This window comes from Thermococcus sp. (genome assembly GCF_027008145.1).
In the GTDB taxonomy this organism is placed as follows: Archaea; Methanobacteriota_B; Thermococci; order Thermococcales; family Thermococcaceae; genus Thermococcus.
In genome coordinates this window covers 1-15,661 of the sequence record NZ_JALTCZ010000191.1, presented here as the reverse complement: position 1 = coordinate 15,661, position 15,661 = coordinate 1, and the positions used below count along the sequence as shown (strand labels likewise).

Annotated in this window: 15 protein-coding genes and 2 pseudogenes; 12 read left to right on the top strand and 5 right to left on the bottom strand. The window is 50.7% G+C overall.

Going from position 1 to position 15,661, the window contains the following annotated elements; genetic code table 11:
- Nucleotides 1-32 precede the first annotated feature (32 nt).
- Complete coding sequence (locus tag MVD07_RS09830) at nucleotides 33-284, top strand: DUF504 domain-containing protein (RefSeq protein ID WP_297501538.1); 252 nt, start codon at nucleotides 33-35, stop codon at nucleotides 282-284.
- Here MVD07_RS09830 and MVD07_RS09825 read toward each other — a convergent pair.
- Nucleotides 273-1,250, bottom strand: a complete 978-nt coding sequence (locus MVD07_RS09825) for a DUF835 domain-containing protein (RefSeq protein WP_297501532.1) — start codon at nucleotides 1,248-1,250, stop codon at nucleotides 273-275. The genes MVD07_RS09830 and MVD07_RS09825 overlap by 12 nt on opposite strands.
- 119 nt (nucleotides 1,251-1,369) lie before the next feature.
- Here MVD07_RS09825 and MVD07_RS09820 point away from each other — a divergent pair, with 119 nt between their 5' ends.
- Entirely contained in the window at nucleotides 1,370-2,128 is a 759-nt protein-coding gene (locus MVD07_RS09820) for a YchF/TatD family DNA exonuclease (protein WP_297501529.1), read from the top strand.
- Nucleotides 2,129-2,139: 11 nt separating this feature from the next.
- Entirely contained in the window at nucleotides 2,140-2,436 is a 297-nt protein-coding gene (locus tag MVD07_RS09815) for a DUF3216 domain-containing protein (RefSeq protein ID WP_297501524.1), read from the top strand.
- Nucleotides 2,437-2,447: 11 nt separating this feature from the next.
- Here the strand turns inward: MVD07_RS09815 and dapA are convergent, their stop codons facing one another.
- Nucleotides 2,448-3,329 carry a 4-hydroxy-tetrahydrodipicolinate synthase gene (gene dapA, locus MVD07_RS09810; RefSeq protein WP_297501521.1) on the bottom strand — a complete coding sequence of 294 codons (882 nt, stop codon included), beginning with the start codon at nucleotides 3,327-3,329 and terminating at the stop codon, nucleotides 2,448-2,450.
- A gap of 165 nt (nucleotides 3,330-3,494) precedes the next feature.
- Between dapA and MVD07_RS09805 the strand changes: the two genes are divergently transcribed.
- From MVD07_RS09805 to MVD07_RS09795, 3 genes and pseudogenes are all read left to right on the top strand, one after another.
- Entirely contained in the window at nucleotides 3,495-3,908 is a 414-nt protein-coding gene (locus MVD07_RS09805; RefSeq protein WP_297501518.1) for a hypothetical protein, read from the top strand.
- Between the two features lie 131 nt (nucleotides 3,909-4,039).
- Nucleotides 4,040-4,376, top strand: a pseudogene (locus tag MVD07_RS09800) (AAA family ATPase); the annotation flags it as partial.
- 204 nt (nucleotides 4,377-4,580) lie between these two features.
- Nucleotides 4,581-5,102, top strand: coding sequence for a DUF4143 domain-containing protein (locus MVD07_RS09795; RefSeq protein ID WP_366078514.1), 522 nt, complete (start codon nucleotides 4,581-4,583; stop codon nucleotides 5,100-5,102).
- A gap of 143 nt (nucleotides 5,103-5,245) precedes the next feature.
- On the opposite strand, the gene MVD07_RS09790 is transcribed toward MVD07_RS09795, so the two are convergent.
- Nucleotides 5,246-6,787 (bottom strand): dihydropteroate synthase-like protein, encoded by a 1,542-nt coding sequence (locus MVD07_RS09790; protein WP_297501509.1) that lies wholly within the window; start codon nucleotides 6,785-6,787, stop codon nucleotides 5,246-5,248.
- Nucleotides 6,788-6,925: 138 nt separating this feature from the next.
- Here MVD07_RS09790 and MVD07_RS09785 point away from each other — a divergent pair.
- From MVD07_RS09785 to MVD07_RS09760, 6 genes and pseudogenes are all read left to right on the top strand, one after another.
- Nucleotides 6,926-7,654, top strand: a pseudogene (locus tag MVD07_RS09785) (DUF72 domain-containing protein).
- Nucleotides 7,655-7,906: 252 nt separating this feature from the next.
- Complete coding sequence (locus tag MVD07_RS09780) at nucleotides 7,907-8,215, top strand: hypothetical protein (protein WP_297501507.1); 309 nt, start codon at nucleotides 7,907-7,909, stop codon at nucleotides 8,213-8,215.
- Between the two features lie 66 nt (nucleotides 8,216-8,281).
- Nucleotides 8,282-8,485: a hypothetical protein gene (locus tag MVD07_RS09775; protein WP_297501504.1), complete on the top strand. Its 204-nt coding sequence runs from the start codon at nucleotides 8,282-8,284 to the stop codon at nucleotides 8,483-8,485.
- 50 nt (nucleotides 8,486-8,535) lie between these two features.
- Nucleotides 8,536-9,447 (top strand): hypothetical protein, encoded by a 912-nt coding sequence (locus MVD07_RS09770; RefSeq protein WP_297501501.1) that lies wholly within the window; start codon nucleotides 8,536-8,538, stop codon nucleotides 9,445-9,447.
- Entirely contained in the window at nucleotides 9,444-10,259 is an 816-nt protein-coding gene (locus tag MVD07_RS09765) for an ABC transporter ATP-binding protein (RefSeq protein WP_297501499.1), read from the top strand. The genes MVD07_RS09770 and MVD07_RS09765 overlap by 4 nt, the downstream gene beginning before the upstream one ends.
- Nucleotides 10,237-10,914 carry a hypothetical protein gene (locus tag MVD07_RS09760; RefSeq protein WP_297501497.1) on the top strand — a complete coding sequence of 226 codons (678 nt, stop codon included), beginning with the start codon at nucleotides 10,237-10,239 and terminating at the stop codon, nucleotides 10,912-10,914. Before MVD07_RS09765 ends, MVD07_RS09760 begins: the two co-directional genes overlap by 23 nt.
- Nucleotides 10,915-11,495: 581 nt before the next feature.
- Here MVD07_RS09760 and infB read toward each other — a convergent pair.
- A complete protein-coding gene (infB, locus tag MVD07_RS09755) occupies nucleotides 11,496-14,927 on the bottom strand; it encodes an intein-containing translation initiation factor aIF-2 (protein ID WP_297501494.1) in 3,432 nt (1,143 codons plus the stop codon).
- Between the two features lie 128 nt (nucleotides 14,928-15,055).
- Complete coding sequence (gene ndk, locus MVD07_RS09750) at nucleotides 15,056-15,580, bottom strand: nucleoside-diphosphate kinase (RefSeq protein ID WP_297501535.1); 525 nt, start codon at nucleotides 15,578-15,580, stop codon at nucleotides 15,056-15,058.
- Nucleotides 15,581-15,661: the final 81 nt, after the last annotated feature.

Genomic DNA, 15,661 nt, shown 5'->3' with positions numbered 1-15,661 from the left:
GACTGGAAGGGAAACCTCAAGAGGGTGATGCCGTGAGGAAGGGCTCCGTCAAGGAGGTTCTTGCGAAGATAAAGTACGACCCTCGCGAGGACGAGAGTAACTACTACATCGTAATCGAGCACAGGGGGAACTATGGCAACGAAAAGAAAATCCCGGTTGAGGTGATAGAGCTGGGGCACGGCTACTTCTTCGTCGGGGAGACTCAGATACCCTACCACCGCATACTGAAGGTCGCGAGAAAGGACGGAAAGGTCGTATGGGAGAGCAGGAAGCTAAGGGACTAGTTTCAGCTCGTAGGTGAGCAACGCCCACTCCTTCTTATCAAAGGCTTCTGGGTTGGCCGTCACTATGACGTAGCCCTTGTATAGAAGGGCACTGTCCTTGAGGTAAAGCACGAAATCAACGGCCTTCTTGAAGCCGAGCTCAACTGTCAAGTAGCCGAGGTTCTCGATAAAGATTGCCCCCTTCCTGCTCTCTTCGCTTGTCCCCTTGAGGGAGGAGGTTAGATCCCCCTTAAGCCGGGGAACCTGGGAGGGCTTCACCGAGTTTTCTGCATCCACCTTGGTGACCCAGAGGACGTCCAAGGCCTTTACTATCTCCCTGAAGGCCCCGCAGGGCTTCTGTCTGAGGAGGGCCTTGACCTTAACACCCGCCTCCGCCAGCTCAAGGAGGAAGTACTTGGCCTTGAGGTCATCTGTGAAGAGATAGCCACCGGGTTTCAGGGTCTCGGGGAGAAGCTTCTTCTCAACGAGGATTTTGAGGAGGTCATAGACCTTCTTCAGCTCCTCATAGTGATCCTGCTCCATAGCTACGAGGTTCATGGCAAGTTCCTTCACCTCCTCATCCTCGGCCATCGTGGCGAGCAGTTCGTATGTTCTCTTGGCGAAGAGCTCGCTTTCCATGCAGTACTCCAGGGCCTCGAAGTAGTCTCCAACACTCTCTAACTTGGGGTAGAGGGGATGGACCTCAACAGGAGGAGCCTCAACTCTAACTGGCTCTTCTTCCGGGAAGAGCTTCCCAAAGAGCCTCCTCAGGAGATAGGCGTGCTTCTCACTCTCCTCACTCATCCTCTTGAAGATCAGCTTAATGCTGGGCTTCTTCGCTTTCCCAGCCAGTCTCGCGTAGTACTCCACCTCGGCCTCCTCGTTCATTATCGTGTAGCTGAGAAGCTCCTTGGGCGTCGCACCCCCCAGCTTCTCAACAACTTCGAACGTAATCCTGTTCAAATTAGAACCCTTTTCTTTTCTCACAATTCTCACCGCACTTAAATATCGAAAGAACATTCTTAAAGTAGATTCGATATTTGTTCAATAAAAGAACGTTCTTAAAGTAGAAAAGCTTTTCTATCAGGTAAAGCACCATAACACCCATGATAGACGCCCACGCCCACTTCGAGTTCTATAAAAAGGAAGCTCCCCGCGTAATTGAGGAGTGCAGGAAAGAGCTGAGGGCAGTCGTTGATTCAATAACCGAATACAGGAAAGCCCACGTCTGGAAGAGCTGGGAGCTCCTCAAACCGTACTTCGGCTTCGTCTTTCCGACTCTCGGCTACCACCCAAACGAGGCAAGGAGGGGCAACTGGGAGAAGGTCGAAAAAGTGGAGTCCTTCATCCTTGAGCACAGGGAGGGGATAGTGGCGATAGGGGAGTTGGGCCTCGACTACCACTACGCCGAGAACGAAAGACAGAGGGAAAACCAGAGGGAGATTTTCAGGCACTTCCTCGATCTCGCCCTCGAACTGAAACTGCCGGTTGTGATCCACGCGAGGGAGGCCGAAAAAGAAGCCTTCGAGATCGTCCAGAGGGCCGGCGTGAGGGCCTACTTCCACTCCTTCGCCGGGAGTGCTGAGCTGGCACGAGAGATAGTGGAAAACGGGCACCCAATCGGCATAAACACGGGGATAGTTTTCATCCCCGAGGTCAGGGAAGCCGTTAAGGTTCTTGAGCCCAAGGAAATCCTCGTGGAAACCGATTCCCCGTACATGAGCCCCTTCAAGGGACAGCGCAACGTTCCCTGCAACGTCAGGGTTGTCATCGAGGAGGTGGCAGATGTTAAGGGCTTGGACTTCGAGGAGGTTGAGAGGACGACCGAAAAAAACGCCATAAGATTCTTTTCACTGAAGGTTTAGGGGGTGGAAAGATGGAGGTTCCGGAGGTGGAGGAGGTAAAGGCCCTCCTCGAAAGGCTCGGCGAGAGGGAATTGATTGGGAGGGTGGACTCCTTCGTCAGAATGAACGAGGGGCTCGAAGCGAAGAGGGGAGAGGACTTCATAGCCGTCTCGATCCTGGGCTTCCTTGAGGGGATCCTGACCGTGCTGGGGGAGAGGTATCCTGAAGACAAGGATGTGAGGGAGCTACACGAGAAAGTCAGGGCGAGAAGGGCGGAGCTTGACGAACAGTTCAGGAGGCCGAGGATACCATATCTCGAAGAAGGATAAAAAGAAAACCTTCAGAAAACTCCCACCTCTCTAAGGACGCTTTCTATATCCCTAAGCGCTCCTTCATCGAGGGGTAGTGAGGGCAACTTCGGCCTTCCCGCTTTCAGCCCCCTCATTTCCATCGCGGACTTTATCGCGCTTATCTGGTTGTACCTCTTCACGACCACCTCGTTTATCAGGTTGACGCGGAGCTGAAGTTCTCTCGCCTTCCGGTGGTTTCCCTCTTCGAAGGCCCTCCAGAGTTCAGCGCAGAGCTCAGGAACAACGTTTGCAACCGCCACAACGGCTCCTTGGGCCCCAATGACCCACGAGGGGTACATAACGTCGGCCGTTCCAGCGAGGACGGTGAACCTATTTCCCAAGCGCCTTATAAGCTCGGTAATCCTCCCCATGCTCCCGCTTGAGTCCTTTATGCCGACCACATTGGAATGCTCGTTAGTGAGGCGCTCGATTACCTCAATGGGAATGTTTATCCCCGTGAACTTTGGAACGTTGTAGATAAGGAGCTCACCGTCGAGCTTCTCAGCTAGAGTTGAATAGTGGGTGAATAGCTCCTCAGGGGAGGGCTTGAAGTAGTAGGGCGGGCCGATGAGGAGGGCATCGGCTCCAAGGTCGAGGAGCGCTCTACCGAGCCTCAGCGTTTCCCTCGTTGAGTTTTCAGTTGCTCCCGCAACAACGGGAACCCTGCTCTTGGATTCGTCCAAGACCGTCTCAACGACCTTAAGCTTCTCTCCGAAGCCTAGGTAGGGGAACTCCCCATTGCTCCCAAGGGAGACGAGGCCGTTTAATCCTGCCTTAATAAAGTGATTCACGAGCTCCCTGAGGGCGGGCTCATCTATCTCCTCCCTCTCATCGAAGGGTGTGACGTGGGGGACGAATACTCCTCTCAGCATAGGGCATCGGGGGGAGTATGAGGAAGGGGAGTTAAGGTTTGTCCTCTAAGGTTTAAGTTGAAACTCAGGCATAATGCTCACGAGTATACAAAAGTTTGCCAGCAGGAAACGCAGGTCTGTTGGACTTGGGGATGTCGAGAGGCTTAAATTATTATCCTGAACCTGATGAGGATAATGTTTGCCAACCGAAGGGACGAGCTGGCTTTCCTTGAGTCCCTCTACTCATCGGGCAAAAAGGAGGCTCTGATACTCTGCGGGCGCAGACGGGTGGGGAAGACCGAGCTCGTGAAGAGGTTCATCACAGGTAAGCTCTCCATTTATTTTCTGGCCAACATGGGCGGACTGGAGCTTAACGCGAGGCGGTTTTACTCTGAGGTCGCGGAGGGTCTGGGCCTGTCAAGACTTAAGGTGTGGGACTTTCAGGAGGCCTTCGAGTTGATCAAGCTCAAGGTTCCTCACAGGGTCAGCGAGATTGCCCAGTATGCTGTTACAGAGGTCAAGGACATGCCGAAATACTTGAGAACGCTCATCTTCCTCGGACTCGTAAGGGCAAACCGCTGGGAGAAGTTGAGAAGCTGAGGGAGCTTTAAAACAAAACTCCCGGAAGTGGAACCCTTAATTTCCTACATGCTAGACGAGACGCTGGTCAAGAGGTACATCGTTGAGTTTCACAAGAGGGATTTTCCGGAGTTCTGCTGAGGGGACTCAAGGTGGCAAAGGTCAAAGGAAAAGCTACCTCCATCACCGGACCAAGGAGGGCCGAGAAAACCTACTACCTCTTTTCTATCCTCAAGGAGGATCCCCAGAAATACCTCTACGTTAACTTCGAGAATCCAGTTTTCCATCCAATGACCGCGAGGGACTTCACTGGGATTTTAGATACCTACAGGGAGCTGTATCCAGAAGTTGAAAGACCCGTTGTGATGCTTGACGAAGTTCAGGCTGTTCCAGACTGGGAAAGGCTGGTGTGGTATCTACTTGATACGGGACACGAGGTTTACTTTAACAGACTCCTCCCCAAAGCTTCTCTCGGCTGAAGTCGCCACACACCTCTGCGGAAGGGCGCTCACATATACCCTCCTTCCGCTCTCGTTCAGGGAGTTCCTCCTCTTCAGGGGCGTGGACTACAGGGAAAGGGACTTCTACCGCAACTACACAAGGATAAAGGCCCTGCTCGGAGAGTATCTCGAATACGGTGCCTACCCAGAGGTGGCACTGGCGCCCAAAGATACTAGGGAGTACCTCAACGTTATGATAAAGCGGGATGTCCTTGAGAGGCACCCCGTGAGGAACGTTTACCTCCTCAACGAGCTTCTCTACCTCTCCCTCAGGAGCTACTCGAAGTACCTCTCGGTCGATTCGCTCTACTGCCTTCTCAAGGGCAGACTTAAGGTGACGAAGAGGACGATAGCCAACTATCTACCCTACTTAGAGGAAGCATTTTTCTTCTTCCTCCTTAGGAAGTATGAACGCTCTCCTAAAGAAAGGGTTGTGGCCCCAAGAAAGCTCTACCTCATAGACACCGGGCTTTCGCTCTTCGGCTCAAAGGATGTTGGGAGGGATGTTGAAAACGCAGTCTTCATTGAGCTTATGCGGATGAAAAGCTCTAACCCGAGGCTCGAGCTTTATCACTGGAAGGGTCACTCGGGCCACGAAGTGGTCTTCGTTGTAGTCGAGGGTGGAAGAGTACGGGAACTCATCCAAGTCAGCGCTGACTTAAGCGATGAGAAAACAAGAAAAAGGGAGTTTTTAGCACTCCTCAAAGGAGCTTAAATGCAGAAGCACCAAGGTGATCACCCTCGATGAGGAAGGTAGCGAGAGGGTCGAACTCTACGGGATGAAGGGCAAAATCAAGGTCATACCACTGGCCAAATGGTTGCTGGAGGAGGTAGAACACTCAGAAATGAACCAGAAACTCAACCATCTGCGTAGAACTCAGGAAAAAGCTCGACCTCCTGGACATAGCTCCGCCTTAGCTTTAACGCTATTCTAGCCCTCTCCAGCTCCCGCCCGAGGTAGAAGGCATGCCTGGGGCTTATCTCGAAGTGTCCTAAGATAGTGTCGATTATCGCGTTGGGTTCCTCACCAACGATGGTCAAAACGACCTCTGTCCCGCGGTGTGCATTAACCCATATCTTGTCGTTCTCGACCCAGATACGGAAGTAAACGGGCTCAAGCTCGACCTGCTTTTCCTCGGCCTCCACGACTTTCTCGGCGGGCGTAAACTTCCACTCGCTCGCGCGCTTCTCCTTGAGGATCAGCAGATCAAAGCCGAGGTCTTTTGGCGTATCAAAGAGGTTCATGTCCACAGCTCGCTTCAGCTCCCTGATTGAACCCCTAGCCTTTGCGCTGACTTCAGTCGTGAGGAGCAGATTTATGGAGAGCTCTTTGGCTATTCCAGCCAGTAAAGCGTTTATCCCGACGCTATCAACGTCGTAGAGCTCCACCACGTTCCCCACGCCCGCTAAAAGGACGTCATCGGGGTTCCTCTTACGGTAGAGCTGGAAAGCTGTGATAGAGCGCGCCAGGTGGGGAACATGCTCCAGAATGAGATCGGGGACGACCGTTCTGTAACCTAAATCAAAGGCCCTCCCCTTCAGCCTCTCGAGGAACTCGACGCGCTCGGCCGGCTCAGTGGGGAAGAAGCCCTCCTTCTGGTCTGTAGGAATTAAAACGACCGGCTTTTTCGTTACAAGTTCCTCAAGGTTGCCTCCATCAACGCTGAGGAATAAGTCTGCATAGTCCAAAGACCTCTCGATTTCAGTCGTATTGAGCGAGTCGAAGCTTATCGGGGCTTGGAAGCCGTTCTCTTTGAGTCGCTCGCGGATTTCGGGGATTTCCTCGATGAAGTCGAGGTTGGTTTCACCGGCAACCATACCGATGTCAACTATGTCGGCTCCCCCACGGAGGTAATAAAGAGCTTTCTCAACTGTCTTTTCAACGCCCAGCTTTGGGGCATCGACTACCTCTCCAAGAATTCTCGCAGGGAAGTCCCTACCGGCTGGAAGGTTGCCAATGAGGACGTTCCAAGGCCTCTTGAGGGCCTTCTCTATGTATTTTTTGTCCCTCGTTCTGTTCCGGATGTCTTCAACCCTTTCGAGGGCATCAACGGAGAAGAGCTCATCTGCTGGAACCTCCTTGCTCAGTTTGAAGCCCTCGCTTAATGCTTTGAGCGTCTGGGGCAAATCCATAGCGTTCCTCGGTCCCTTGAAGGTTGGAATTCCGAGCTTGTCCTCTATGATTTGAGCGGAACCGCGGACGAGGCCCGGAATGAGTATTAGGTTGTAATCCTCGCTCCGGATTCCGGCTTTTTTGAGGTGGCGAGCTATAAGCTCCGGTGTGAGAAAGGCCGCAACGCTCACCGGGGTGACGAAGACATCACAGCCCTTTCCGTACTTTCTCACGAGCGGTTCGGCAAGCCTGCCGGTGACGAGGAGGATTCTTTCGGACTTCGGCATGATGATGTCTAGACAACTAGCCCTTAAATGTCCTCCGCCGATAGGTAGCTTATCACATTCCAGCCGGGAATAGCTCTTCATTGGGCTACAGTTTCGCAGGCTTTTTATCCTCCCTCTCAAAGTTCTCTTGGTGGTGGCATGATTTACATAGGCACATGTGGTTTCTGCGAGAGGCACTCGAAGTACTATCGGGATTTCAATATCCTTGAAGTCCAGTAGACCTTCTACAGAATCCTCCAGGACAGGACGCTGGAACGGTGGAGGAAGGAGGCCCCGGAGGACTTCGTCTTCTCTGTAAAGGCCTTTCAGGGTGTCACCCACCCGCCGAACAGTCCGACATGGTTGAGAAGCAACGTAAAGCCGAGTAAAAACGTCGGCCTTCTCAGGCCAAGCGGCGGGGTTCTCCACTTCTGGAGACTGACCGTTAGGGAAGCGGAACTTTTGGGTGCGAGGTTCATACTTATCCAGCTCCCGAGGAGCTTTAAAGAGACCGAGGAGAGCTTCGCCAACGCCGAGGGGTTCTTCTCGATGATAGAGAGAGACAGCTTTGAAATCGCGGTGGAGCTGAGGGGCTGGAGCGAGAGGGGAATCAGACGCTTCGTGAGGGAATTCGAGGTCATAGACGTGACTGACCCGCTCGTGAGGATTCCGCTCCACCGCGGGGAGACAAACTACTACCGTCTCCACGGGCGCTACGAGGACGGAAGGATTGTCTACGTCCACTGGTATAGTGAGGAGGAGCTGAAGAAGGCTAGAGACAGGATCGTTGGCTGGAACCACTCGGAGAGCTTCGTCTACTTCAACAACTCGAACATGTGTGATGACGCCAAGAGGTTCAGGAAGATGGTGCGGGAGCTCTTAGGATAACTTACTCAGAGCTCGGTTCACATTTTACTACCCTCCTGCTCACAAGCCTCGAGGAGACTCCTAAATGTTATGAGGTTCTGGCGATGAACCCGTCAATATTCTTCAGCCATGACAACATCATTGTAGCTCTCTAAGGAGTTTGGAGAGAAAACTTATTTTTAACACCTTTTCCGTTAATTAGATGATTGAACCAAAGCTTATAAATATTAAACTTGGGAAATTGTAATTGCCCACTACCAAGTGGTGAGGCATATGAACAAGGGAAAGTTGGTAGAGATTACCCTTGGTATGATTGTTTTTTTAGCTGCGGCAATGGCAACCCCTACAGTGGCGACAAGCAGTGGGGCAGGGATTATAACACTCTCGGCGGTTTTACATGGAAGCTTCTCAACGGCCAAAGCATACATAGCTGCTCAATATGAAGTTCAGGATGGCAGGTTCGTCTTGGGACCTCAGACAAGATTCCACTTTGGGATATCTTCTGGCACAGGTTCTCATGCATGGTGGTACGATGATGACTCCTACACTGCCCCCACTCAGATGGTTGGTCATGGCACATGACATCTTGATACATTAACACATTATGGACTAACGAAGGCTTCATACGATGGCTCAAGTGAACTTGAAGTGTACATAGTGGCCTCAGGAGGCAATCCAACTTCCAAAAACATAACACCTCAGGAAAAACCTAGTTTGGAGCCCAATGTTAATGTCCAGTTCAAGTTCCGCATCTTTGGCTATGTAAACACCTGGGGAGGAACCTCAGCGAATGTTGACCTCCTTAGAGACATTGGGGTCTCATTTGAAATACCCATTGAGGTGGGTGGCTGATTTTTCTTTCTTTTTAGCGCAAAAGACATCAAACGAGAGAGTGATGCAGAATGGGCGCAAATAGAATATACAATATAATAGCTATTATCCTTATCTTCATGGGTGTGCTTCTTGCGGTGTATCCAGTAGTTGGATACTATTCACTGATACACATCAAAAGCCCCCATGCTGTTTTAAAGCCGGGAAACAGATTTGTTTATGCTGGATACTATCCTTTTTTCAACTTGGTAATGATTTACAACATGACATATATGGAAAATGGAAAGTTTGAAGTGAATTTCACCCTCTGTAATCAGAGCGGTAATGAAAGTGTTATCTATCCCCTTTATAGCACTTACAGGTCAGGTCAAATAATAGGAAACCTGAGTCCCATCTTCAGAAAGACCCTTATCTTGCCCACAAACGATTCGCTTATACGAACTTTATTTCCCCACGGTCAAGTAACAGTTCACGCGCTGAACTACTCAAAAACCGTGAAATTAACAGAGCGAAAATACCCATTTTCATTTGATTTCTCTCCCAATTCTGTCGGATTCCCCGTAATATATGTCCCAGATTTGCAGGGAAACCTCAGCAAAAAAGTTGACTTGATAGCATACTACCGTTCAGACGACAGATATTTTGCCAGAACCCTTGTCATTATTGGTCGGAATGCCCATCTTCGATATCCTTCAATGATTAGTGGTCTGCCTACTCACGTTCCCATTGGGGTGACACCCGAGCAGCTGGACATGCCCAAGTTTATACCTGCAGAACTAGTGCCCAACGGGAGCTGGAGCTACGTCGAGAGGTTTCCCACAATAACAGTGTTGAGCCTCCTGAAAACAAACGTTCGGCCGTCCTCTCAGAACTGGCTTGGTGCTTTTGAGGCCAGTTTTACTCAGTTCAGCGCCCCCCTGGATTATGTCTTTATCCTCGCGGGGATATTTCTCCTTATCTTGGCTGGGAGGTCGGGAAGATGATTGTTAGGGCAGAGAACTTGGGGGTTAAGTACGGTGAAATATGGGGGATACGGGATTTAACTTTCAAGGCCGATACAGAGAGACTGGCCCTTATTGGACACAACGGAAGTGGAAAAACTACTCTCTTATCCGTCCTCTCTGGGATAATGCATCCAACGACCGGGAGAGCTGAGATAAACGGGTGGGAACCATACAGAAGAAAGGATAAATGGATTGCCATTAGGTACTCCTTTGAAAAACCTGATTTCAGAGTTCCCATCAGGGTTAAAGACCTCGTGGAAACTCTTCGAGCAAATCCCCTTTGTTCAAACATTGACGAGATGATAGAAGCTTTTGAAATCGACAGGTTTATGGAAGAAAGACTGAACTCACTGTCGAGCGGTCAAGCACAACTATGCAATCTTCTTGTGGCTCTCTCCTGTGAGTCCGAGGTTTTGATACTCGATGAACCTACGGCACATCTCGACTCCTACAGGGCTGGTATTGTGGACGATATTATCTCGCAGAAGAACGGTGTTATAATAGCAACTCATGACATTGAAGAGGGAGAATCCATTGCAGATTACTTTTTGGTCCTAAAAGAGGGTCAGAAAGTTTGGGAAGGAGATAGGAAAAAGCTATTCTCAGAGGGAATTTATGAAGTGATGCTCACAGATGTCAAAGTTAATCCTCAGGTGGAGACCATATACAGGTTCGGTTCCACCCTAATAGTTAAGGCCAGCCGTGAGGAAGTGGTAAGAATGTTTCTAGGCGGAAAATTACTTGGAGTTAAAAAGGCGGGGTTGCGCTATGTATACTCCAAAAGCCGTTAGATGGTATCTGAAGAACATGTTCCCCCATCCGGTAACTGAGATACTTTTGGGTCTTTTAATCATGGGAACTTGGTACACACTAACCGATGCCACAAGGTTTGGCCTTTACGAGTTTGTAGTTGTGGTGGAAATTATATTTCTCCCCATCTACGGCGTTTTAATAGCCTCTCATCTGTTCAGAAGCACAAGGGTAACTTTGTTTGAGCTTTCTTTGTTTAATGGCCCTGAAAATGTTTTTATAGGAAGACTCACTGCTTCTTTCCTCGGTCTTTTGATTGGAGTTTCATTAGTCTCCCTTGTTTCATACTTTCATGGATATTCAGAATTAGTCATTCCGATTCTGCTCAAAATTCCAACATACCTTTCCATAATGATGACCCTAATGACTTGGCTTGATTTCTTGGGAGGTACGCTTTCGTTTTATATACTAACGTCGGCGGTTCCGATGGCACTTCTGATTCTGTTATCGAAACCATATCCTTCAAGTTTAGCTGTTACATTGGTTGCATATGTCCTAGCACCCATTGGAGCCACAGTAAAAGTAGCTAAACTCACACTATCTGCCCAGGCAGGGTACATAATAGCGTTCGCTATTTCATTGTTCCTATTAGTATTTTCTTATAATGTTTTTAGAAGGAAAGATTTTAGGCCCTAGCAATTCACTTTAGACCTCTCCACATTTCCTTTTCCTGTGTTTTCTCATTTCTCTGATTTTTAGAACGTAACTCAGAAGTCGCCAAAGAGCAGTGTAACCAGAGTGTCAAGTTGACAAACTTTTTGATAACTGTTTGCTATTTCTCTCCACTAACTAGATCCTGACCTAGAAGTGTTTCATCGGGGACTCAATACCTGCCCCCGAATCCGTCGAGATAAACCCTCTGACATAACGGTAACTGGAAATTTAGAGAGAAACTTAAGGGTCTATCGTCAGTCGAAGTCCCATATCGTCCTTCCCTTGTAGAGGAACATGACGTAGCCGCGGTTCTTGCAGGTGACCATCTCGACATCTACTCTGGCGTCGACACCTTTGAGTATGGCTCACCAAAAACGGACTTAAGGTCGGGGGAGTTGAACTAAATCCCTTTGCAGTTGGATAGCCGGGAAAACACCTCACCCTTAAGTGTTGAAGCCCGTGGGCTCCTCGGGCTGTACTTCGCGGTCATTACTCTCATGGAAAAGGGAAAGTTTGAAGAGGCGAAAAGGCTTTTGGAGAGCCTTAAAGGGGCATGGACTAGCTCAAACCGCCCTCCAGAACGGGTCCTGCTTCGCCTTCACCTTGGCGGTCATCTTTAACGCCCTCAGGTCGGTCTCCTCCAGCTCATCCCTGAGCTGTTTGAGGAGCACTATCACGTCGTTCTTGCTCAGGTCAACGTAGAGGGTCTCTCCTGGATGGATGTGCCTGCCGACTATCGCTCCTTCAATGGCTATAGCAACGGCGTCACTCTTCTTCGCCTCCTGCACGAAGTCGTTCTTGTTCTTGATGGACTTAATTATGCCAACCTTCTCGCCTGTCTCCTTGATGAGGGTAACTCCCGGCCTTATCCTGCCCTCGAGGACTTCGACGCCCACTATAGCCGGCTTGCTCCTCCTGAAGACGTAGCGCTCGTCCGGGTAGAGGCGGATAACTCCTGGGAAGGTGATGTTCTTGAGGAGCTCGCGCTTCTTCTTCTCTTCCTCCTCTTTAACCCACGTCTCGTAGTCCTCGATGAGCTTGTAGATGATGTTGCCAACAAAGATTGGAACGCCCTTGGCCTTTGCAACCTCTTCAGCATCCTCATTCACCTTCACGTTGAAGCCGAGAACGACACCGTACCTCGGTTCCTCCTCCTTAACGCTCAGCGCCTCCATAACGTCCGTCTTGCTTATGTTCCCGACATCGGCCTTCCTTATCGAAATTCTCTTCTCCTGGAGCTCTTTGCTCAAAGCTTCCAAGGAGCCAAGGGTATCAGCCTTGACTATAACGCCGAGCTTCCCTGTGCTTATGACAACGCTCTGTATCTGGTTCAGGATTTCCTGCTTTGCTCTCTCTATCTCCTCCCTGGAGCGGGCCGCTATGACGGGAGAACCTGCTAAGGCCTCCTCAAGACCGGACGCGGCTATCTTTACACCCGCGGCAGCAGTAACCTCGTCAACCTGGTCAAAGCGGAACCTTGGATCCCTAATCTCGTCGAGGGGCTTGGGCTTGAGCAGGGCGCGGATTTTCGTGACTATGGCTTTATCCTTTCCGCCGACTACTATGGTGTCGTCCTTCCTCAGGGTTCCGTCGTAGATTATAACGTCTATGGTGGTTCCAAGACCGAGCTCCTCGCGGACTTCAAGTATGGTTCCGCGTGCGGGCCCTTCAACCTCTATCTTGAGCTTCTCTTCAAGGTACCTCTGGCTCAGGCCGGCAATGAGAACGAGCAGCTCTGGGACGCCTATTCCATACTTAGCCGAAATCGGAACTATGGCTAACTCGCGCGTGAAGTCCTGGACGCGGTCGAAGCGGTTCGCCTGGAAGCCCATCTCGTAGAACTTCCCTATTAGCTCCCAGAGCTTGGTTTCGAGCTCCCCCTGTGCCCTATGATCTTGCTTCTTGACGTTTATCAGAAAGGGCTCGTCCTCCACGACCTTCCAGCCCTTTATCTTATCTATCTTGTTGGCGGCAACGATGAAAGGCGTCCTGTACCTCCTCAGGATTTCGATGCTCTCTATCGTCTGGGGCTGGAAGCCCTCGTTGATGTCGACGATGAGGACCGCTAAGTCAGCGAGGCTCCCACCGCGTGCGCGGAGGCTGGTGAATGCCTCGTGGCCCGGCGTGTCTATGAAGAGCAGTCCGGGGAGCTTTATTTCCCCCTTCCAGAGCTTGATGAGCGGGCCAGCAAGCTGTTTAACCACATCTATCGGAACCTCGGTGGCACCTATGTGCTGGGTTATACCGCCAGCTTCCTTTCCGGCCACGTTTGTGTGCCTTATCCTGTCGAGGAGAGTCGTGTTGTGAACGAGTACTCCGTTGGCCACGAAGTTGTGGGTCTCGGTCGTTAAATCGTAGACGTAGCCGTCGTATTCCTCCTCCTCGACCGTCTCGACCGGGATGAAAACGAAGTTCTCGGCTATGTTGCGGAGGTATTCCACATCGCTGGAGTCAAACTCCCTGTTGCGCCAGACCTCAAGGAACTCCCTGCCGAGCTCCGTTAGTCTTCCATCCTTGATCAGGCCGTCCTTCTCAAGGGCCCTTACGTAGTTATAATCCCTCGAACGTCCCTCAAGGACGGCAAGCTTGCGGAGGAGTGTTGGTGAGCCTTTCTCTATAGCATCGAGTATTTTTATTAGCATCTCGTAGCTGGGAGCTTGGCTTCCCTCATATTTGCTGTAGAAGGGAACGAAGGAGTTGAGCTCTGTCCTCGTGAACCCGAAGAGCAGTCTAAGCCTTCTAAGCTCCTCAAAGACTGGATACGACTCGCTCTTTTTGCTCTTCTCGATGATGCGCCTGAGCCTTTCAGCTTTCTCTCTCACCGTGAAGCCGATGTGCTTTTCAAAAGCTATAAGGTTCCTCCTGCCAGAGATTATCAGTGTGGTGTACTCCGAGCGGTATATCTTGGAAACGATACCGTAGCGGAGAAGAACGAGCGATAAATCCTCAATGAACTCCCTAGAGGCACTGGTCACTTCGATTATTGTATCCTTCAGGCTTACGTAGCCATCGGCGTCAAAGTAACCCCTCAGGAACTCGGCGGTATACTCCTTGGGTGCCATGAAGAGGATGTTGGGCACCCTTATCTTGTGGGCCTTCTTCTCCTCTGGAAACTCGAAAAGGTGCCTCAGAAGGCAGAACAGGGCGTTTTTGCCTTTTCTTATTTCAATTTCCCAAGAAGTTCTCCTTCTAATGCGTCTCAGCTCGATGCCGAGGCTTTCGATTTTCCTGAGCCTCTCAAACACCTCAGCGTCGTTGTTCGCTATCTTCTCTTGGCTTCCGTTGCCGAACATGACGCCGGCGAAGTAGAAGAGGGCCTTCCACTCCTCCCCAGTCTTTGGAAGCTTTACGTAGTGGAGGGACTTTCCCGAGCGGTGGATCCTAGGAGTAAAGGCTATCTTCTCAACGTGTTCCCAGCCGATTTCCCCAATATCTTCGGCGCGGAAGATGTTTTTCTCCGCTTTGTATGCTTTCTCGCCCTTGAACAGTTCTTTAGCCTTCTTCAGGCCTTCCTCATCGAGCTTTGCTATAAGCCACTCATTTGAAACCTTCAAGAATACGTGGGAGAGAAAGACCCTCTCATCCTCGTTTCCGTGGATGAACCTGGGAACGGCAACGTAATCCCCTGGTTTAAGCTGGTCTGCCCTGACCCAGCCCCTCGTGGTCAGGAAGGGATGTTCTGGGGTTACGCCGACGCCCTGCCAGTTCTTAAGTTTAACCCTTACGATTTTGCCCCTGTGTCTCACCCTCCAGACGTACGGGCTTTTGAGAAGGGCCAGCCTTCCGTCGCTAACGGCGCCTATTATCCTCTCCCCGAAGAGCCTTACCTCCTTCTCCTCGTCCTTTTCAACGACGCCTTTACCCCTTTCAAAGAGGTCTTTGAGTGTGATCATCCCAGTGCTTGGAAGTATTACCTTCTCCCCTGGAAGGAGGCACTTGCCGTGATCCACGTGCCCGAGAACCGCAATGATAGGTTGCCTGATCTTCTTCGTCATTTTTCTCACCTCTGACCCTAACTCCGATGGGAGCTTTTAAAGGGTTCGGCGTTCCGGATGATTGGGAAGTGGAGAAAGTCACCGAGATTAATAGATAATTGAGAAAAAACAAAGGAACGAAAGAAGGCTCAGCGATCCAGACAGTTCATTTTGTCCATGTACTCCTTCTTAGCCTTCGCGTGGGTGTGGTAGAACCAGTCTGCTGCCTTGCAGTACTCAAAAAGCTCATCTTTGCTGAAGTAGAGGTTTATCTCCCTCTCCGCACTTTCGGGGCTGTCGCTGGCATGGACAACATTGTATATCGAATCACCTATGTCGAGGCCGTAGTCCCCGCGTATGCTCCCGGGCTCGGCGTCCTTCGGGTCTGTCGCTCCTGCCATCTTTCTGACGACGCTTATCGCGTAGCGGCCTTCAACCACCATGACGACGCTCGGTGCCTTGGTGATGTAGTCGATAAGCCCCTCGAAGAAGGGCTTTCCGCGATGCTCCTCGTAGTGCTTCTCCGCCAACTCGCGGGTGATCCATATCATCTTCATTCCAACTATCTTAAGCCCCCGCCTCTCAAAACGGCTTATTATTTCCCCCATCAATCCGCGAACAACGGCATCGGGCTTCAGAATAACGAGGGTTCTCTCTATTCTGTTGTCAGTCATCGGCAACACCGGGTGTAATTGAACGGTAGTGTTAATAGGTTTTTTGGAAATCCGGACTCTAGAGAGACCCACTGAAAACCC